The organism is Gordonia sp. L191 (assembly GCF_030077625.1).
GTDB lineage: Bacteria > Actinomycetota > Actinomycetes > Mycobacteriales > Mycobacteriaceae > Gordonia > Gordonia polyisoprenivorans_A.
The window spans coordinates 5,640,407-5,659,607 of record NZ_CP125996.1 but is presented as its reverse complement, the minus strand read 5'-3'; the positions used below and the strand labels follow the sequence as shown (position 1 = coordinate 5,659,607).

The 19,201-nt window shown below is 68.2% G+C and carries 20 protein-coding genes; 9 read left to right on the top strand and 11 right to left on the bottom strand.

The features are described from left to right. The first annotated feature begins 42 nt into the window (after window positions 1-42). A complete protein-coding gene (locus QNM97_RS25530; protein WP_283823328.1) occupies window positions 43-774 on the top strand; it encodes a glycoside hydrolase family 25 protein in 732 nt (243 codons plus the stop codon). Window positions 775-788: 14 nt separating this feature from the next. On the opposite strand, the gene QNM97_RS25525 is transcribed toward QNM97_RS25530, so the two are convergent. After that, entirely contained in the window at window positions 789-1,673 is an 885-nt protein-coding gene (locus tag QNM97_RS25525) for a LysR family transcriptional regulator (protein WP_283820876.1), read from the bottom strand. A 60-nt stretch (window positions 1,674-1,733) separates the two neighbouring features. Here QNM97_RS25525 and QNM97_RS25520 point away from each other — a divergent pair, with 60 nt between their 5' ends. The 3 genes from QNM97_RS25520 to QNM97_RS25510 all read left to right on the top strand — a co-directional run bounded on the left by QNM97_RS25520 (window position 1,734) and on the right by QNM97_RS25510 (window position 4,238). After that, window positions 1,734-2,141 carry an SRPBCC family protein gene (locus QNM97_RS25520; protein WP_283820875.1) on the top strand — a complete coding sequence of 136 codons (408 nt, stop codon included), beginning with the start codon at window positions 1,734-1,736 and terminating at the stop codon, window positions 2,139-2,141. A gap of 8 nt (window positions 2,142-2,149) precedes the next feature. Next, window positions 2,150-3,172 carry an LLM class flavin-dependent oxidoreductase gene (locus tag QNM97_RS25515; RefSeq protein WP_283820874.1) on the top strand — a complete coding sequence of 341 codons (1,023 nt, stop codon included), beginning with the start codon at window positions 2,150-2,152 and terminating at the stop codon, window positions 3,170-3,172. A gap of 88 nt (window positions 3,173-3,260) precedes the next feature. Continuing rightward, window positions 3,261-4,238: an EamA family transporter gene (locus QNM97_RS25510; RefSeq protein ID WP_283820873.1), complete on the top strand. Its 978-nt coding sequence runs from the start codon at window positions 3,261-3,263 to the stop codon at window positions 4,236-4,238. Here the strand turns inward: QNM97_RS25510 and QNM97_RS25505 are convergent. Continuing rightward, window positions 4,177-5,232: an alpha/beta hydrolase gene (locus QNM97_RS25505; protein ID WP_283820872.1), complete on the bottom strand. Its 1,056-nt coding sequence runs from the start codon at window positions 5,230-5,232 to the stop codon at window positions 4,177-4,179. The two genes, QNM97_RS25510 and QNM97_RS25505, sit on opposite strands and share 62 nt — an antisense overlap. A 65-nt stretch (window positions 5,233-5,297) precedes the next feature. Here QNM97_RS25505 and QNM97_RS25500 point away from each other — a divergent pair, with 65 nt between their 5' ends. From QNM97_RS25500 to QNM97_RS25490, 3 genes are all read left to right on the top strand, one after another. Further along, window positions 5,298-6,590, top strand: a complete 1,293-nt coding sequence (locus QNM97_RS25500; RefSeq protein WP_208793148.1) for a Mur ligase family protein — start codon at window positions 5,298-5,300, stop codon at window positions 6,588-6,590. Beyond that, on the top strand, window positions 6,587-7,306 hold the full coding sequence (locus QNM97_RS25495; protein ID WP_283820871.1) for a type 1 glutamine amidotransferase: 720 nt from the start codon (window positions 6,587-6,589) through the stop codon (window positions 7,304-7,306). Before QNM97_RS25500 ends, QNM97_RS25495 begins: the two co-directional genes overlap by 4 nt. A 229-nt stretch (window positions 7,307-7,535) precedes the next feature. Beyond that, window positions 7,536-7,985 (top strand): GNAT family N-acetyltransferase, encoded by a 450-nt coding sequence (locus tag QNM97_RS25490; RefSeq protein WP_283820870.1) that lies wholly within the window; start codon window positions 7,536-7,538, stop codon window positions 7,983-7,985. A 12-nt stretch (window positions 7,986-7,997) separates the two neighbouring features. Here QNM97_RS25490 and QNM97_RS25485 read toward each other — a convergent pair whose 3' ends face one another. Genes QNM97_RS25485 through QNM97_RS25455 form a run of 7 tightly spaced genes read right to left on the bottom strand, consistent with a single transcriptional unit; the run spans window position 7,998 to window position 12,177 of the window. Then, window positions 7,998-8,741 carry a uracil-DNA glycosylase gene (locus QNM97_RS25485; protein ID WP_283820869.1) on the bottom strand — a complete coding sequence of 248 codons (744 nt, stop codon included), beginning with the start codon at window positions 8,739-8,741 and terminating at the stop codon, window positions 7,998-8,000. 21 nt (window positions 8,742-8,762) lie between these two features. After that, window positions 8,763-9,320, bottom strand: coding sequence for a uridine kinase family protein (locus QNM97_RS25480; protein WP_283823327.1), 558 nt, complete (start codon window positions 9,318-9,320; stop codon window positions 8,763-8,765). A gap of 2 nt (window positions 9,321-9,322) precedes the next feature. Then, on the bottom strand, window positions 9,323-9,934 hold the full coding sequence (gene recR, locus QNM97_RS25475) for a recombination mediator RecR (protein WP_079928609.1): 612 nt from the start codon (window positions 9,932-9,934) through the stop codon (window positions 9,323-9,325). A 14-nt stretch (window positions 9,935-9,948) separates the two neighbouring features. After that, window positions 9,949-10,317 carry a YbaB/EbfC family nucleoid-associated protein gene (locus QNM97_RS25470; protein WP_006371650.1) on the bottom strand — a complete coding sequence of 123 codons (369 nt, stop codon included), beginning with the start codon at window positions 10,315-10,317 and terminating at the stop codon, window positions 9,949-9,951. A gap of 55 nt (window positions 10,318-10,372) precedes the next feature. Next, window positions 10,373-10,708: a hypothetical protein gene (locus QNM97_RS25465; RefSeq protein ID WP_079928607.1), complete on the bottom strand. Its 336-nt coding sequence runs from the start codon at window positions 10,706-10,708 to the stop codon at window positions 10,373-10,375. A 29-nt stretch (window positions 10,709-10,737) separates the two neighbouring features. Then, the gene (locus QNM97_RS25460; RefSeq protein WP_283820868.1) at window positions 10,738-11,691 is read right to left on the bottom strand and encodes a pseudouridine synthase; all 954 of its coding nucleotides are present in this window, start codon (window positions 11,689-11,691) and stop codon (window positions 10,738-10,740) included. Between the two features lie 9 nt (window positions 11,692-11,700). Further along, window positions 11,701-12,177 (bottom strand): SRPBCC family protein, encoded by a 477-nt coding sequence (locus QNM97_RS25455; protein WP_283820867.1) that lies wholly within the window; start codon window positions 12,175-12,177, stop codon window positions 11,701-11,703. A gap of 84 nt (window positions 12,178-12,261) precedes the next feature. Here QNM97_RS25455 and QNM97_RS25450 point away from each other — a divergent pair, with 84 nt between their 5' ends. Both QNM97_RS25450 and QNM97_RS25445 read left to right on the top strand, forming a co-directional pair. Next, window positions 12,262-13,668, top strand: coding sequence for an FAD-binding oxidoreductase (locus QNM97_RS25450; protein ID WP_283823326.1), 1,407 nt, complete (start codon window positions 12,262-12,264; stop codon window positions 13,666-13,668). Beyond that, window positions 13,665-14,987, top strand: coding sequence for a class I SAM-dependent methyltransferase (locus QNM97_RS25445; RefSeq protein ID WP_283820866.1), 1,323 nt, complete (start codon window positions 13,665-13,667; stop codon window positions 14,985-14,987). The genes QNM97_RS25450 and QNM97_RS25445 overlap by 4 nt, the downstream gene beginning before the upstream one ends. Before the next feature lie 177 nt (window positions 14,988-15,164). Here the strand turns inward: QNM97_RS25445 and QNM97_RS25440 are convergent, their stop codons facing one another. After that, on the bottom strand, window positions 15,165-17,516 hold the full coding sequence (locus tag QNM97_RS25440) for a DNA polymerase III subunit gamma and tau (protein WP_283820865.1): 2,352 nt from the start codon (window positions 17,514-17,516) through the stop codon (window positions 15,165-15,167). Window positions 17,517-17,579: 63 nt separating this feature from the next. Further along, window positions 17,580-19,133 carry an acyl-CoA synthetase gene (locus tag QNM97_RS25435; protein ID WP_283820864.1) on the bottom strand — a complete coding sequence of 518 codons (1,554 nt, stop codon included), beginning with the start codon at window positions 19,131-19,133 and terminating at the stop codon, window positions 17,580-17,582. Between the last annotated feature and the right edge of the window lie 68 nt (window positions 19,134-19,201).

Below are 19,201 nucleotides of genomic sequence, written 5' to 3'. Positions count from 1 at the left end.
TACAGACCTATCCTGGGGCGCATGGTGCGCCGTCGTCTTGTCATGTCCGCCACCGTCGCGACGGTGGTGGGTGTCGCCGGCTCGCTGACCGTTACGCCGGCTGCCGCGGCCCCGTCGGTCGGGCCGGATGTGTCGAGTTACCAGCATCCGAACGTGTCGCTGATCAACTGGTTCGCGGTGCGCGCCGCCGGCCAGCAGATCGCCATGGTGAAGGCGACCGAATCCCTCACCTATGTGAATCCGTACTTCGTTCCCGACAGCCTCACCATGCGTGCCGCCGGCCTCATCCGCGGCACCTATCACTACGCCGACCCCTCGCAATCAGCTGCCGCGCAAGCACTTTTCTACGCCGGGGTCGTGCTCGGGCAGAACGGAATGCTCGATCTCCCACCGGTTCTCGATCTGGAGAACTCCGGCGGGCTCAATCCGACGGACCTCGCCGCGTGGGTGCGGGAGTTCTTTGCCACCCTGGAGTCGCTGACCGGCCGCAAGACGATCCTGTACACCTATCCGAAGTTCTGGGACACCGCGATGGGCGGCACCACCGAATTTGCCGACCACCCGCTATGGATCGCGTCCTACAACGGCCAGGCCGCACCGGAGATGCCCCACGGAGGCTGGAGCACGTGGACGTTCTGGCAGTACACGGATTCCGGACAGCTCCCCGGCATTCCGACGCCGGTCGATCTCAACCGATTCAACGGCACCACACCGCAATTGCAAACAATGGGCAACGCCACCGGAACGGTTACGACCGGCATCCCCGGCAGCTGAGCAGGGCGAGTAGTTCAGCGGGCGACGGCGTCAGCAACCCGACGCAGGCCATCGACGACTGCCGCGATCGCCGCACGCGGATGGGGCCGGGTGAACGCCTCGTACACCCGCGCAGCGCGAACTCCCTTGAGCTCCAACGCGACCACGTCGGGATGCCGGGCCGCATGACGCGGCATCAGGGCGATCCCGTGATCGGCGGCGACGAGCGCCTCGATCGTCGTGAAGTCCAGCATTCGCTGGATCACCCGAGGTGCCACTCCGGTGAGCGCCGAGATCGATTGCAGCACATCGTCGACCGGGAACCCTCCCTCCACGCTGATCCAGTCGCGGTCGGCGAGTTCGGAGACCGCGACCCGCCGATGATCCGCGAGGTCCGAGGTGCGCGCGACGATCACGTCCAGCGGTTCGCGCATCAGCTCGGTGACGGTGACCCGCGGATCGGTCAGCGTGGGCATCCGCTCGTCGCGGTGGGTGACGACGATGTCGAAATCGGCCAACGCCGGTGCGGCCTCGGGGTATCCGACGTCGAGGTGGAAGGCATGGACGTCGATTCCCGCTTCGGTGGCCCGCGTCAGCACGTCGGGCAGCAGCAGCGTCGCACCCGACGGGAACATGGCCAGACGCACCGAGGTGTGCCCGGATCGGTACGACACCATCTCTTCCTGCGCCCGCTCCACCGCGGCGATGACGTCATCGGCGCGCAGCACCAGCGCGTGGCCCGCACCGGTCAGACGGATGCGTCGGCCGTCCGGTTCGAGCAGCGCTACACCGGCCTCTTCGGCGAGCACCTTGAGTTGTTGCGATACCGCCGACGGCGTCATGTGCAGCGCGTCGGCGACCGCGCCGATCGAGCCGCGGTCGGCGAACTCGCGCAGCAACCGCAGTCGACGAACCTCCATGGCGCGATCCTATGACCTGCATCCACCATGCATGCCGGACCCGGCACGCATGATGGATGAATGCGTAGTCGTCACGTGAGTCACGTCATCGCCGCCTCGCCGGATCAGGTCTACGAGTTCGCGTCGGACCCGGACAACCTGGCGCTCTGGGCGTCGGGGCTGGCGCAGGCACCGGTCACGCGCCGTGGCGACGACCTCCTCGTCGAATCCCCGATGGGCACCGTCACGGTGCGCTTCGTTCCGGACAACGAGTTCGGCGTCATCGACCACGACGTGACCCTTTCGTCGGGGTCGACGGTCACCAATCCGGTGCGGGTGCTGGCCCACCCCGACGGCTCGGAAGTGGTCTTCACCCTGCGGCAACTCGACCTCACCAACGAGGAGTTCGACCGTGACGCGGCGACGGTCGCGGCCGATCTTGCCCGCCTCGCCGACCTGGTGGAACAAAGCGGACCCAAGTCCGGTTAACTGGTGTCATGAGCAAGAAGATTGGCTTCCTCTCCTTCGGACATTGGTCCCCGTCGGCCGGCTCGCAGACCCGCTCGGCCGCGGACACTCTGCTGCAATCCATCGACCTCGCGGTCGCGGCCGAAGAACTCGGCGCGGACGGCGCCTACTTCCGCGTGCACCACTTCGCACGGCAGCTCGGTTCGCCGTTTCCGCTGCTCGCCGCGATCGGCGCGAAGACCGAGACCATCGAGATCGGCACCGGCGTCATCGACATGCGGTACGAGAATCCGATGTACATGGCCGAGGACGCCGGCGCGGCCGATCTGATCTCCGGCGGACGACTCCAGCTCGGCATCAGCCGGGGGTCCCCCGAGCAGGTGATCGAGGGTTACAAGTACTTCGGCTATGTTCCCGCAGACGGCGAGACCGACGCCGACATGGCGCGCTCGCACACCGACGTGTTCCTCCAGGTGATCGAGGGTGCGCGCTTCGCCGAGCCGAATCCATCGCCGATGTTCCCCAACCCGCCGGGACCGCTGGGCATCGAACCCCAGTCACCGGGCCTGCGTGATCGCATCTGGTGGGGTGCGGGCACTCGCGCGACAGCCGAGTGGACCGCGGAGAAGGGCATGAACCTGATGTCGTCGACGCTGCTCACCGAGGACACCGGTGTGCCATTCCACCAACTCCAGGCCGAACAGATCCAGCGGTTCCGCGACGCCTGGAAGCTCGCCGGTCACGAGCGTGAGCCACGAGTATCGGTGAGCCGCAGTATCTTCCCGTTGGTCAACGACATGGACCGGGCCTACTTCGGCCGGGACCGGCACAGCTCCGACCAGGTCGGTCACATCGACGGCGGTATCGCGCGGTTCGGCAAGTCCTACGCCGAAGAACCCGACAAGCTCATCGAACAGCTCCGGGAAGACGAGGCCATCGCCGCTGCCGACACCCTGCTGCTGACGGTTCCCAATCAGCTCGGCGTCGACTACAACGCGCACGTCATCGAGGCGATCCTGAAGGACGTGGCACCTGCGCTCGGGTGGCGGTAGCGCTCCGCAAGCAAAGATGAAGCAATAACGAACGGTTACTGCAAAAGAATTCGATTGTCTTCATCGATGCCAGCCCGACGATGGACTCATGACCACCCGCGATCGCCTGCTCGGCCTCACCGTCGTCGTCCTCTGGGGCCTCAACTTCATCGCGATCCGCGTTGGTCTCGACCACTTCCCGCCGTTCTTCTTCGCGGCTCTGCGGTTCGCGGTGATGGCCGTCCCGGTGGTGCTGTTCGTGAAGTTCCCTCGCGTGCAGATGCGATGGTTCCTGTTGTACGCAGTGGGCTTCGGGTTCGGGCAGTTCGCATTCCTGTTCCTCGCCATGAACCTCGGGATGCCCACCGGGCTGGCCTCGTTGGTCCTGCAGACCTCGGCGCCGTTCACCGTGCTGCTGGGCGTGCTCTTCCTGCGTGAGCGGTTGGTGCCCGCGCAGATCCTCGGCATCGCGATCGCCGTCGCCGGGATCGTCGTCATCGGCGTCGACCGCGCCGGACATTCGTCGATCGGTGTGGGCATCGTCGTCCCGATGGTGCTGACCGTGCTGGCCGGCCTGTCCTGGGCGTTCGGCAACATCGGCAGCCGCCTGGCCCAACCCGACGACGCCCTGCGGATGACGCTGTGGATGTCGGTGGTACCGCCGATCCCGTTCCTGGCGTTGAGCTTTGCCACCGAAGGCCCTCGCGCCGACCTGACGTCGTTGACGACGTTGGGTTCGTCGTCCGGGCTGATCGCGCTGGTCGGCCTGGCCTACGTGGTGCTGCTGGGCACGATCGCCGGGTCCGGACTCTGGACGATGCTGATGAAGCGGTACGAGGCCAGCCGGGTCGCGCCGCTGTCGTTGCTGGTACCCGTGGTCGGGATCAGCGCGGCCTGGCTACTGCTCGGCGAGGTGCCGAGCGGTATCGAGATCGCCGGCGCCGCTCTGGTCATCGCCGGATGCGCCGCCGGGGTGCTGGCCGCGCCACGGTCGAGGGTGCGGGCCGGTGCGGGTGAAACCTCTGTCAGAGCACGCCGCGCACCACGTCGTGAATCCCCGAGACCGCTTGTCGGGCAGCGGGACTGAAGCCGAGCATGTTGACGAAGCCGTGGATCATGCCCGACTCGCGTTGCAGCGAGGTGGGTACGCCGGCACCGGACAGGGCGTCGGCGTAGGCGATTCCCTCGTCGCGCAACGGATCGAAGCCGGCGACCACCACGTGGGCGGGCGGCAGTCCGGTGAGGTCGTCGGCGAGCAGCGGGGAGATCCGCGGATCACTGCGCGGCACGCCGGCCGGGATGTAGCGCTCGGTGAACCACTCGATGCGCTCGGCGGTGAGGAAGTAGCCGGTGGCGAACTCCTGCCGAGAACCGCCGGATCGCGTCATGTCGGTGACCGGATACAGCAGCAGCTGCAGACGCGGCGTCACCTCCTCGCCGCGCACGAGTTGGGACACCACCGCGGCGAGGTTCCCGCCTGCGCTGTCGCCGGCGACGATGAGGCGATCGGTGTCGACACCCCAGCGCGGGGCCGCACTCACCGCGAAGCGCCACGCGGCCAGGGCGTCGTCGACGGCCGCCGGGAACGGATGCTCGGGGGCGAGCCGGTACTCGACGGACAGGACGTCGGCACCGGTGTCGAGGGCCAGTCGGCGACAGTAGGCGTCGTGGGTGGCCCGACTGCCCAGCGAGAACCCGCCACCGTGGAAGAACAGCACCAGCCCCGTCGAGGAGACCTCGGCGCGGTATCGGGTGGCCGGCAGGTCGCCGCCCGGCCCGTCGATCAGCAGATCCTCGACGACCGCCAGGGGCGGGGTCCGCTCGGCGGAGATCGCCGAGTTCACCTCGAGGTTGTGGCGGGCGCGCTCGACGGTCGCGCCGCTCATGTCGCCACCGGGCATGAGTCGCGTGGCGACGCCGGCGACCAACATCTCCGGGGCGATGTGCTCGCCGTCGGAGTTCACCGGGCAGATCCGGGAGGCGACGCCCAGCACACCCGGCGGAAGGTGTCCGCCGAGACGCATCGCCGAACGGACGGCGCGGAACGGAAGCGGAATCGTCAGCGTTGTGGCCCTACTCACGGCCGCGAGGGTACCCCGCCGAGGTCCGGCGGCACCGTCGGCGCCCCTGTGCCAGACTCGTCCCCATGTCCGACCGAGTTCCGCTGCGCACCTCGCTGGCCCTGGCCGCCGCCGCGTCCGCCCGCTGGGCCTCCCGTACCGCCGGACGCGGGAAGGGCTCGATGATCGGCGGGCTGGTCGCCGAGAAGATCGACCCGCAGATCATGGCCCGCCTCGCGGCCGGCAAGCGTACGGCGCTGATCACCGGCACCAACGGCAAGTCGACGACGACGCGGATGACCGCGGCGGCGCTCGCCGAACTCGGCGAGGTCGCCACCCAGGCCGACGGCGCCAACATGGACGCCGGCATCATCGCCACGCTCAGCCTGCAACGTTCGGCGCCGATCTGCGCACTCGAGGTCGACGAATTACACGTCCCGCACGTCGCCGACGCCACCGATCCCGAGGTGGTGGTGATGCTGAATCTCTCGCGCGATCAACTCGACCGGGTGGGCGAGATCAACATGATCGAACGCGCCCTGCGCGCCGGCGTCGGCCGCCACCCCGACACGATCGTCGTCGCCAACTGCGACGACGTCCTGGTCACCTCCGCTGCCTTCGATGCGCCGAAGGTGGTGTGGGTGGCGGCCGGGTCGAGCTGGGTCGGGGATTCGGTGAGCTGTCCGCGCACCGGCGAACCCATCGCGCGTGCGACCGCCGACTCCGGCAGCGGACCGTCGATACCACCCGGCGGTATCGACTGGTATTCGACCGGTGACGAGAACTTCCGGCGCCCCAGCCCGGACTGGTGGGTCGACGACGACAACATCTACGGCCCCGATGGCTTCGTCGCGCCGATGGCTCTCGCCGTGCCGGGCCGCGCCAACCGCGGCAATGCTGCGCAGGCCGTGGCCGCGGCCGTCGCGATGGGCGCCGACCCGGCCAAGGCGGTGGCGGCGGTGCAGACCGTCGGCGAGGTTGCCGGACGCTACGGCATCCATCAGGTCGGCAACCACTCGGTGCGCACACTGCTGGCCAAGAATCCGGCCGGCTGGCAGGAAGCGTTGTCGATGATCGACCACGATGCCGACGGACTGGTCATCGCCGTCAACGGGCAGGTCCCCGACGGTGAGGATCTCTCCTGGCTGTGGGACGTGCGGTTCGAGGCGTTCGAGACGATGGCGGTGGTCGCCGCAGGCGAACGCGCCGCCGACCTGTCGGTGCGGTTGCTCTACGCGGGCGCCGAACACACCACCATCCCCGACCCGATGAAGGCCATCGCCTCATGTCCGCCGGGACGCGTCGAGGTCCTGGCGAACTACACCGCCTTCCGCGATCTCGGCACCGCGATGGAACGCGTACGGGAGGAACGCAAATGAGCGACTCGACGCTGCGTATCGGGCTGGTGCTCCCCGACGTGATGGGCACCTACGGCGACGGCGGGAACGCCCTGGTGCTGCGGCAGCGGGCCCGGATGCGGGGCATCGACGCCGAGATCATCTCGATCACCCTCGACGACGAGGTCCCCGATTCACTCGACGTCTACACCCTCGGTGGCGCCGAGGATTACGCGCAGCGGCTGGCCACCCGGCACCTCACCCGCTATCCGGGGCTGCAACGTGCGGCGGCCGCGGGCCGTCCGGTGCTGGCGATCTGCGCGGCCATCCAGGTGCTCGGCCACTGGTATGAGACGTCGGCCGGCGAACGGGTGGACGGCATCTCGCTGTTCGACCTCACCACCGCACCGCAGCAGACCCGCAGCATCGGCGAGCTCGTCACCGACCCGGTGCTGCCCGGACTCACCCAGCCGTTGTCGGGATTCGAAAACCATAGGGGCGGAAGCACTCTCGGGGCCGATGCCACCCCGCTCGGGCGGGTGCGTCACGGCGTCGGCAACGGCGTGGGCGACGGCACCGAGGGTGTGGTCGCGGGGTCGGTGATCGGCACCTACCTTCACGGCCCGGCGCTGGCCCGCAACCCGGAGCTAGCCGATTTTCTCCTCGCCCGGGCGATCGGGACCGATTCGCTTGCGCCGCTGGACCTCCCAGAGGTTGACCGGCTGCGCGCCGAGCGACTCGCCGCCGCCCGACGCTGAGCCGTCGGCCGCACCCGCCCCGCCCCGATGCCAGAAGCGGAACCGGCGGAACCGCGAGCAGCCCGACGCCCCGCACAGGGCACAGTCGGTGCCCGCACGCAGGTGGTCGTGCGCCGACCGCGGATGGCCGCACCGGCACACCTGATCACCACGCTGGGACATGGCCTCACCCTACGCCACACGACGACGTCGGCTGTCGGGAATCCGCAGCCCGACGTACTGTGTCGCCATGACCACGATCTCGCCCTGCAGCGCCGACGATCACGACGACTGGCTGACACTCTGGGACGGCTATCTGCGCTTCTACGAGACCGACCTCGACCCCGAGATCACCGCAATCACGTTCCGGCGCATCGTCTCCGGTGACGGTATTCACGGTGCGATCGCACGCGACGACCAGCGGCGCGCCATCGGTCTGGTCCACTGGCTCGCCCATCCGTCGACCTGGAGCCGCACCGGCTACTGCTATCTCGAGGACCTGTTCGTCGCCCCCGACAGTCGCAGGTCCGGCGTCGGACGCGCCCTGATCGACCACGTCCGCGAGGCGGCACGCGACGCCGGACTCACCAAGGTCTACTGGCTGACCCAACAGCAGAATGCCACTGCGCGAAGACTTTACGACGCCGTCGCCACCGACACCGGATTCGTGCACTACGAGATCGATCTCGACGCCCACTGATCGACCGCCGGCTCACCCGACCGTGCGGTCGCGCGCGGGTAATCCGGCGTGCCGGGCGGCCTCGACGATCACCGCCCGCAACATCGCCGGGGTGAGCCGCCCGGTGAAGGTGTTGTGCTGGCTGACGTGGTAGCTGGCGAAGACCGTCAGCTCGGCGCCGTCGTCACGTCGGATGACCGTACGCGCGCCGTGGCCGAACTTCGGTCGGGGACGGTCGATCTGCCAGCCGAGTTCCTCGAACGTCCGCAACCCCACCTGCCATCCGAAGCCGCCGAGCACCATCACCGAGCGCACCGTGGGCGCCAGGAGGTCCAGCTCGGCGCGTAACCAGTGGGCGCATCGGTCGCGCTCGGTGGTGGTCGGCTTGTTCTGCGGCGGAGCGCAACGCACCGGGGCAGTCATGCGCACCCCGAACAACTCCATCCCGTCATCGGCGGAGACGACGGTCGGTTGCGAGGCGAGCCCGACATCGTAGAGCGCGCGGAACAGCACGTCACCACTCTGGTCGCCGGTGAACATGCGGCCGGTGCGATTGGCGCCGTGCGCGGCCGGCGCGAGCCCGAGGATGAGCATGCGGGAGTCGACGGGCCCGAACCCCGGGACGGGCCGTCCCCAATAGTCCCAGTCGGCGAAGGCGGCACGTTTCTCCCGCGCCACCTTCTCGCGCCACGCCACCAGACGAGGGCAGGCGCGGCAGTCGATCAGCGCGGCATCGAGATCGGCGAGATCGCGGTATCGGGATCGTCGTCGGGCCATGCGGTGCTCACCGAGCCGAGCTCAGTCGAGGACCTTGCAGCGCTCGCGGGTGCGATCGACGGCAAACCAGCCGCGCTCGAACTGCTGCCATCGTTGCAGCAGGGGACGCGAGGATTCACCGTCGCGGGCGACGGCGCGTTCGAGCCGCGCGTCGGCGTCACCGCCGTCGAGCCACAGCGCGTGGCTGAGCCGGTCGGCGATACGACGCCGCGCCGACGACACGCCCTCGATCACCAGTAGCGGCTCCCACCGCACCCACACCCGACCACCGAGTTGCGGCACACCGTCGACCCACTCCCGTGGCCGATAACGGTAATCGTGCCGACGCACAAAGGCATGCAGCACATCGGTTTCCAGCTCCGGCCACCACGCGACCGGGTTGTCCCACGTGGCGAAGTCGTCGGTGCGGACGAGCACCACCCCGGTGCCGCGGGCCCGCAAGCGGGCGACGAGGGCGTCGGCAACCGTCGACTTGCCCGCACCGGACGGGCCGTCGATGGCGACGATCCCGGAGATCATCTCCGCGGCGAGGTCGTCGAGCCGGGCGTCGAGATCGGCCGACAGGGTGGGCGCCGTCATCGTCATGCCAGGATGCGGCGGCCCGACAGCGCACGGCCGAGGGTGAGTTCGTCGGCGAACTCCAGGTCGCCGCCCATCGGCAGCCCCGACGCCAGACGCGTCACCGACAGCCCCGGGAAGTCCTTGAGCATCCGCAGCAGGTATGTCGCGGTGGCCTCGCCCTCGGTGTTGGGGTCGGTGGCCACGATGATCTCGGTGACCTCAGTGCCGTCGTCGGTGGTGGCCAGCCGTCGCAGCAACTCGCGGATACGCAACTGGTCGGGGCCGATCCCCGACAGCGGGTCGAGCGCGCCGCCGAGCACGTGATAGCGGCCGTGGAACTCCTTGGTGCGCTCGATCGCGTGGACGTCTTTGGGCTCCTCGACGACGCAGATCTTGGTCGCGTCACGTCGGGCATCCGAGCAGATCCGGCAGAGATTGTTGGCCGAGACGTTGCCGCACTCGGCGCAGAAGGTGACGTTGTCGCGGACCTGGATGAGGGCCGCGACAAGTCGATCGATCTCCTTCTTCTCGCCGGCCAGCAGCGCGAACGCGATGCGCTGGGCACCCTTCGGGCCGAGCCCGGGTTGTTTGGCGAGCTCGTCGATCAGATCCTGGATGGGGCCCTCATACATCGGTGCGTCGTACCTCAGCCCAGGCCGGGCAGTCCGCCGCCGAGACCTCCGGCGAGCGGTCCCATCTTCTCGCCGGCGAGCTCCTCGCGCTTGTTCGAGAGGTCGGCGAGTGCGCCGAGCAGCAGATCCTGCAGGGTCTCGACGTCGTCGGGGTCGACGACCTTGGGGTCGATGGTGACCGCGGTGATCTCACCGGTCCCGTTGCCGGTCACGGTCACCAGACCGTTGCCCGCGGTACCGGTGACCTCTGTCGCCGCGATCTCGTTCTGCGCTTCGAGCAACTTGGCCTGCATCTGCTGGGCCTGCTGCAGCAACCCGGCCATCGGGTTGTCGCCGCCGGCTCCGCCGCCGAAGAGTGCGCTGGGATCGAAAGGTTGATTCACGGGCCCCAGGGTAGTCGGCGGTGCCGACGGGGCGCGCGTGCCGGGCCGGACCGGATCAGCGCAACAGGCGCTCGACATGGGCCACGATGTCGTCGACGGTGTCGTCACCGACCGGGGTGATCTCGAAGGACAGCTCCTCGTCGCCGAAGAGCCTGCTCGCGCGAGGGGTGAGGGCGAACTCGAGGCGATTGTGCTCGACGCGACGCCATTGCCGGATCGCATCGTAGATCGGGGCGCTGGCACCGGTGGAGATGCAGTACCGATCGCCCGCGCGGTCCCCACCGACGAGTTCGCGTTGGATCTGGAAGCAGGCCATCGACTCGTCGTCGATGAACACCACGGCCTCGCACCCCAGGTCGGGGTGGCGTTCGTAGGAGGCGAGGATGGTCACGGGGACAGCGTAACCAGTTCCCGCGGTGGTCAGTGGTGACCGTCGGTGAGGGTGCGCCGGGATTCGAATCGACGCGGTTGCCCGGTCAACGGATCGACGAACGACAGGCTGTGCGCGACGAGTCGCAGTGGCTCGGAGAAGTCACCGTGCGCGGGTCGCCCGGCCACCTCGGGCCGAACCTCGGGGTAGAGCGGGTCGCCGACGATCGGCACGTCGAGCAGAGCCATGTGCAGGCGCAGCTGATGGGTGCGACCGGTATGCGGGACCAGCCGATAGACCGACCCGCCCGCGGTCTGCTCGATCTCGGTGATCTCACTGATCGCATTCACCGGTCCGTCGACGATACGTGCCCGCAGGTCACCGGCGGTTTTCTCGATCCGATTGCGGACCACCCTGGTATCGGTGACCCCCGCGGCCGGGGCGAGCGCCCGATACTCCTTCTCGGCCCGGCGCTGCGCGAACAGATCCTGGTAGGCCGAACGCACCTCGGGTCGCAGGGTGAACAGCAACACCCCCGCGGTGAGGCGGTCGAGCCGATGTGCGGGGGCGACGAGGTCGGTGCCGAGCACGCGGCGCAACCGCACCAGCGCGGTCTGGGTGACGTGCTGTCCGCGCGGCATCGTCGCGAGGAAGTGTGGTTTGTCGACGACGACGATGTACTCGTCGCGGTACAGGATCGGCAGATCGAAGGGAATCGTGATCTCGTCGGGCAGGTCGCGGTAGAGGTAGACCGACGTGTTGACACGCGCGGGCTGCTCGAGCGTCAGCGGCCGGCCGTCGGCGTCGACGATCTCTCCCCGCTGCGCGCGATCGGCGAGGTCGGCGTCGGTCAGCTCCTGCAACGACGGCGTGGCCCGCAGACACTCCCCGACGGTCGACTCCGGCCCCGACCGCAACACGACCCGGGTGGCGTCGACACCGTCGCGCGGCGGCAGCGGTGACGGCCGTGCGCGACCGCGCTGTTTCCCGGTCCGGCTACCCACCGCGGTGGGCTACTTCTCCAGCCGCGTCTTGAGATTCGCGAGCAGGGCGGCCTGGATGCGGGCGAGTCCCTTGGGCGCGAAGGTCTTCTCGAAGAAGCCGCCGATGCCGCTGGCGTTGCTGTTCCAGGTGGTCGTGGTGGTGACCTTGCTGCCCGAGCCGGACGGCGAGACCTGATAGGTGGTCACCATCGACGAATTTTCGTCTTTCTCGGTGATCGTGGCTGCGGCGTCCGGCCCGCTCGCTGCGCTCCCGGCGCCGGGTGTCACGGAGACGGTGGCCTTGACGTCACGCTGACGCTTGGAGGTCGCCTGCAGGATCCAGTGCACGACGGTGCCGTCGCCGTTGCCGCCGCTGATCACCTGGTAGTCGCGGTACTGCTCGGGCAGGATCGCCGGGCGGGTGTCGGCGTAGTCGGCGAGCGCGCCGATCACGGCATCCGGGGACGCGGCCACCTCTGTCGTTTGACTGGCGGAAATCTGACCCACTGACCCAACTCCTTCACGATGTACTGATTGGCGGGCGTGCTGCTCACGTCCTAGGCTAGCCAAGTGAGCTCGGCACAGATGGAGATGGGGGCAGCGGCATTCGACGAGGGTGTGGCCACCCTCCTGGCCAGCTACCGCGCCATCGGACCGCAGGCCACGGTCCGTCTGGCGAAGAAGACCTCCAACCTCTTCCGGGCCCGGGCCAAGAACCCGCACCCCGGTCTCGACGTCTCCGGCCTCGACCGGGTGATCTCGGTCGATGCGGCCGCCAAGACGGCCGATGTCGCGGGGATGTGCACCTACGAGAACCTCGTCGCCGCGACGCTGCCGTACGGGTTGGCTCCCAAGGTCGTTCCGCAGCTCAAGACGATCACCCTCGGCGGCGCCGTGACCGGCCTGGGCATCGAGAGCACCTCGTTCCGCAACGGACTGCCCCACGAGTCGGTCCTCGAGATTGACATCCTCACCGGCGACGGCGAGATCATCACCGCGACCCCGACCAACGACTATGCGGATCTATTCTACGGATTCCCCAATTCGTATGGGACGCTCGGCTATTCGGTGCGGCTGCGAATCGAGTTGGAAGAGGTCGCCCCGTACGTCGCGCTGCGGCATGTGCGGTTCACCGATCTGTCGGCGTTGCAGACGACGATGGATGCGATCGTCACCGACAGGTCCTACGACGGCGAGCGGGTCGACTATCTCGACGGAACCGTGTTCAGCGCCGACGAGGCCTATCTGACGCTGGGGCGGCAGACCGATGAAGCCGGACCGGTCAGCGATTACACGGGGATGGACATCTATTACCGGTCCATTCAGCACGATTCGACGCGCACACCCCAGCGCGATCGGTTGACTATCCACGACTATCTGTGGCGGTGGGACACCGACTGGTTCTGGTGTTCCCGGGCGTTCGGCGCGCAAGAGCCCCGCATCCGCCGCCTGTGGCCGAAACGTTTGCTGCGCAGCAGTTTCTATTGGAAGCTGATCGGCTACGACCAGCGCTTCGACATCGCCGATCGCCTCAACAAGCGCAAGGGCCTACCTGCCAACGAGCGAGTCGTGCAGGACATCGAGGTGCCGATCGAGCACACCACCGACTATCTCGACTGGTTCTTGACCAGCGTGCCGATCGAGCCGATCTGGTTGTGCCCGTTGCGCCTTCGTGAGAAGGTCGGCGGCAGCACACCCGATGCGAATCCGCTGCGCCCCTGGCCGCTGTACCCGCTGCAGCCCGACCGCACCTATGTCAACGTCGGGTTCTGGTCGGCGGTTCCGGTGACGCCCGGCGATCCGGGATACACCAACAAATTGATCGAACGCAAGGTGGCCGAGCTCGATGGCCACAAGTCTCTGTATTCGGAATCCTTCTACAGCCCTGAGGAATTCGATGAACTCTACGGAGGCGAGCACTACCGACTGCTCAAGAAGCGGTACGACCCACGTGGCCGACTGCTCGATCTCTATGCGAAAGCGGTGAAACGGCAATGACGACCTACAAGGACAGCGCACCGTCGAAAAACGATGCGCAGCATGCCAAGATGACCCTGGCCCAGGTGTTCGAGTCCATCGTGGGCGGCAATCTCAACATCCGCGTCACCGCCTACGACGGCAGTTCTGCCGGTCCCGAGGACGCCGAGTTCGGCCTGAACCTGGTGACGCCGCGCGGCACCACCTACCTGGTGACCGCCCCCGGTGACCTCGGCTTGGCCCGCGCGTACGTGTCCGGCGATCTGGAGCTGATCGGCGCCCACCCCGGCGACCCGTACGGCGCCCTGCAGGCCCTGGCCGCCGACCTCGAGTTCAAACGCCCCTCACCGCTGGTGCTGGCGCAGGTGGCGCGGTCGCTCGGTATCGAACACTTCAAGCCGATCGCACCGCCCCCGCAGGAGGCACTGCCGCGCTGGCGTCGGTTCGCCGAGGGGTTGCGGCACAGCAAGGCCCGTGACGCCGAGGTCATCCACCACCACTACGACGTGTCGAACACTTTCTACGAGTGGGTACTCGGACCGTCGATGACCTACACGTGCGCGGTGTACCCCGACCTCGACGCATCGCTGGAAGCCGCGCAGGAGAACAAGTACCGGCTGATCTTCGACAAGCTTCGGCTCAAGGCCGGCGACCGGCTCCTCGACATCGGTTGCGGCTGGGGCGGAATGGTCCGCTACGCCGCCCGACGCGGGGTCCATGTACTCGGCGTGACCCTCTCGGCCGAGCAGGCGCAGTGGGCGCAGCAGGCGATCATCGACGAGGGGCTGTCCGAGTTCGCCGAGGTCCGCCACAGCGACTACCGCGACGTCACCGAGTCGGGATTCGATGCGGTGTCCTCGATCGGTTTGACCGAGCACATCGGCGTCCACAACTACCCGTCGTACTTCTCGTTCATGCGCGACAAGCTGCGCGACGGCGGAATGTTGTTGAATCACTGCATCACCCGTCCCGACAACGCCAAGAGTTCACGGGCCGGGTCGTTCATCGACCGCTACGTCTTCCCCGACGGCGAGCTGACCGGCTCGGGCAAGATCATCTCCAAACTGCAGGACATCGGCGGCGTCGAGGTGGTGCACGAGGAGGACTTCCGCTACCACTACGCGATGACGTTGCGTGACTGGAACCGCAATCTCGTCGAACACTGGGACGAGGCCGTCGAAGAGGTCGGCGAGGGCACCGCGCGCCTGTGGGGCCTCTACATGGCCGGCTGCCGCATCGGCTTCGAACGCAACATCGTTCAGCTACACCACGTTCTCGGCGTCAAGCTCGACGACAAGGGTCGTCACGAGCTCCCGCTGCGGCCGTGGTGGGACGCATAGGGCGAGTCCACCTGCAGCGCACCGGGTCTCGAGGCTCCTCACCTTGCGGCTCGTCACACCTCGACCATCGGTTGTAAGGCCCGCTGGTCGACGCCGGACGCCCTCCACCCCGCTGGTCGAGGTGCGCAGGCGCGCCAGCGCCGGAGCCTCGAGACCCCGCGCGCCACAGCTGGTTCGCTACTCGAGCGGCCGCGCACCCAACTCGGTCTGAAGTAGATCCAGGGCGAGTTTGTCGGGGTCGATCCGCGCGTCGGGGGTGGCGTTGTGCGCGTCGGCGACCATCTCCGCACGCTCGTCGTCACTGATCTCCTCGTCGGAACGGGGCGGTTCGGGCTCCTCGGGTTCCGGATCGGGTTCGGGCGCGGGAGCACTTCCCTCCGCCGAGTCCGAGCGCGCCCGACTCGGCCGCGAGAACGTCTGCCGTTTGGGTGCGGCAGCAGCCTGCGGCCGCGCAGCCGCGGGGCCCGGGGTCGAGGTGTCACGGTGGACGGTGCGCACGTCGAGATCGGCGCCGAACACCTCCTGTAACGCCTCACGAATGATCGAGACCGCGTGCGGGGCAGACAATCTGCCCACCAACACGTCGATCGGGTGAGCGAGAACGACGGTGGTGCCGTCGAGATCGTCGACGACCGCCGCCGACAGCATCGGTTCCAGGCTCTTCGAGCGTGTCCGAACAGCGGTGCGCACTTCCTGGAACCGTTTGCGCAGCGTATCGGGGTCGAGACCCGTCTGCGGCTCCGGTGTGGGTTCGGGTTCCGGTGCGCTGCGGGGCGCCGCCGGGACCGGTTCGTCCGGTGGCGCTTCGTACTCGTCGAACGGCTCGTCGGGAAGCGGGATCTCGTCGTCGAAGCCGGCGACCTCCGCGATCGGCTCGGGTTCGGGTTCCGGCTCGGGTTCCGACCGGGTCCGTGACGGCGGTTGGGGGGCAGTCGGATCCGCGACCGGCACCTGGGCCGCCACCTTTTCGGCCGCTGCCCTTTCTGCGGCCGCTTTTTCTGCAGCAGCCTTCTCCGCTGCAGCCTTCTCCGCTGCAGCCTTCTCCGCTGCCGCGCGCTCGGCTGCGGCCTTCGCGGCAGCAGCCTGCTCGGCCTCACGATCTGCCGCAGCCTTTTCCGCCGCAGCCTTCTCCGCTACCGCCTTCTCTGCCGCCGCGCGCTCGGCTGCCGCCTTCTCGGCCGCCGCGCGCTCCGTCTCATCCGGGGCATCAGCCGATGGCGACGTGTCCTGTTGTCCCACATGATCTTCGGTGGCCTTGCGCTGGGACGGGCGCACATACTTCGGTGGTGGCCCGTCTGCGGGAGGCGCCGGAGCCGCCGGGGCAGACGCTGTCGATGCCGCCGGGGCCGGGGTCGCCGACGCCGCGGGTGCGGCCACGACCACCCCGGACTCGATCCGCTCGAGGCGTTGCAGGAGTGCCGCGTCGTCGGCTGAGGTGGTGGGCAACAGCATTCGCGCGCACATCACCTCCAGCAGTAGCCGTGGTGAGGTGGTGCCGCGCATCTCGCCGAGCGCGCTATGGACGATCTCGGCGAAACGCGTCAGCCCGCCGGGGCCGAGGCGATCGATCTGACTGCGCATCCGCGCCAGCTGATCACCCGGCGCCTCCACCAGACCGCGGTCGGCGGCATCCGGAACCGCTTGCAGCAGAATCAGATCCCGAAGGCGCTCGAGTAGATCGACGGCAAAGCGGCGAGGATCGTGGCCGGCGTCGACGACCTGCTCCACCACGGTGAACAACGCGGCCCCGTCGGCGACGGCGAGAGCGTCCACGGCGGAGTCGATCAGGGCGATGTCGGTGACGCCGAGCAGGGCGAGCGCCCGCTCGTAGGTGACCCCCTCCTCGCCGGCCCCGGCGAGGAGCTGGTCGAGGATCGACAGCGAATCGCGCGGCGAACCGCCGCCGGCGCGGATCACCAGCGGGTAGACGTCGGCAGCCACCCGCACGTGCTCCTTGGCGCAGATGTCCTCGAGGAGCCCGCGCATCACCGGCGGGGCGAGCAGCCGGAACGGATAATGATGGGTGCGCGAGCGGATCGTCGGCAGCACCTTCTCCGGTTCGGTGGTCGCGAACACGAAGATCAGATGCTCCGGCGGCTCCTCGACGATCTTCAACAGGGCGTTGAACCCGGCGTTGGTGACCATGTGCGCCTCGTCGACGATGAACACGCGGTAGCGCGACTCGGACGGGGCGTAGAACGCGCGATCCCGGAGCTCACGGGTGTCGTCGACACCACCGTGGCTGGCCGCGTCGAGTTCGATGACGTCGAGGTTGCCCGGCCCGCCCGGCGCGAGCGCCACACACGACGAGCACTCCCCGCACGGCGTCGACGTCGGGCCCTGCACGCAGTTGAGCGAACGGGCGAGGATGCGCGCCGACGACGTCTTGCCGCAGCCGCGCGGCCCGGAGAACAAGTAGGCGTGATTGATCCGTCCGCTGTCGAGTGCGCGGCTCAAGGGGTCGGTGACGTGCTCCTGGCCCACGACTTGGGCGAACGTCGCCGGACGGTAGGTGCGATACAGGGCCACGCGTCGAGAGTACCGGCGAACCCCGACAGTCCGACCCGCTCCCCCACAGGTCGGACCGGTCGATCACGCCTGGGGGACAGGAGTGGAGAACTGCTCACGAAGCTGGTATTTGAGCACCTTGCCCGAGGGGTTGCGTGGCAGGGCGTCGACGAACTCCAGACGCAACGGCAGCTTGTAGCGGGCGAGTTGGTCCTTGGCGAAGTCACGCAGCTCCTCGAGGGTGACCTCGTGGCCGGGGGCGGTGGCGATGACGGCGGTGACCGCCTCTCCCCACTTCACGTCGGGCAGCCCGAGGATCGCGATCTCGGCGACCGCGGGATGGCTGTAGAGGACGCTCTCGACCTCGGCCGGGTACACGTTCTCGCCGCCGGTGATCACCATGTCCTTGACGCGGTCGACGACGTAGATGTAGCCGTCGTCGTCCTCGCGGCCGATGTCGCCGGTGTGGAACCAGCCCTCGTCGTCGATGACGGCGTCGGTGGCCGCCTGGTTGCGCCAGTACCCGACCATCACCTGTGGGCCGCGGACACACACCTCGCCCGGGGTGCCCACCGGAACAGGCGAATTGGTGGCATCGACGAGTCGCACATCCGACAGCGGCACCACCTTGTTGCCTGCGGCGCCGATCTTGGCCGCCGACTCGTCGAGTCCCATCACGAGTGCCAGCGGGGCGGTTTCGGTGAGTCCGTATCCCTGGGCGAAGGCCAGCCCGCGCTCGGCGTAGCGACGCATCAACGGTTCGGGCACCGGTGCGCCACCGCAGATGAGGTAGCGCAGGCTGGACAGGTCCGCGGTCTCGAACTGCGGCACCTGGGTCATGAACAGGAACATCGCCGGCACACCGAACATCGTTGTCACACGATGCTTTTCAATGGAGGCGAGTGCCGCGGCCGGATCGAACGACGGCGCCAGCACGATGTGCCCACCCTTCTGCAGGGTGACCAGTGTCGTGACGTTGAGTCCCCCGATGTGGAACAGCGGTGCGGCGCAGTAGCTGATGTCGGAGGTCTCGACGTCCAGACACAGTAGCGAGTTCATGTTGTTCCAGAACAGGTTTCCGTGGGTGAGCATCGCCCCTTTGGGGCGACCGGTCGTTCCCGAGGTGTACATGATGACAGCGATGGCGTCCGGCGACGGACGGGCCGGGTCGACGATCGGCTCGGCGTGGGCGATGACGGCTTCGGCGGATTCCCAGCCGGCGTGCTCACCGACGGCGATGCGCCGCTGTAGCGTGAGTTGATCGGCCACCTCGTCGACGACGGCCGTGAGCGCGGGGTCGGCGATCAGGGTGTGCGCGCCGGCGTCGTTGATGATGTAGGCGAGTTCGGCTCCGGTGAGCCGAAAGTTCAACGGCACGAACGTCGCTCCGGCACGCGCCGAGGCGAACAAGGCGACCAGGAACATCGGATGGTTCAGGCCGAGATAGGCGACGCGGTCACCGACGCCGACACCACCGGCGCGCAGAGCGGCGGCCAACCGGTCGATGCGGTCGGAGAACTCCCGGAAGTTCATCGTCGTGTCGTCGCAGGTGATGGCCGGGCGGTTGGGGCCGATGGCGGCCCGGCGCGCGATCCACGATCCGAGGTCCATCGATTCCGGGGTACTGATACTGGGCATGGCAGTTCTCCTCATACGCGGGCCGACTGATCCAGCGGTGGTCGGCGACGATGGCGTCAGCGTAGATC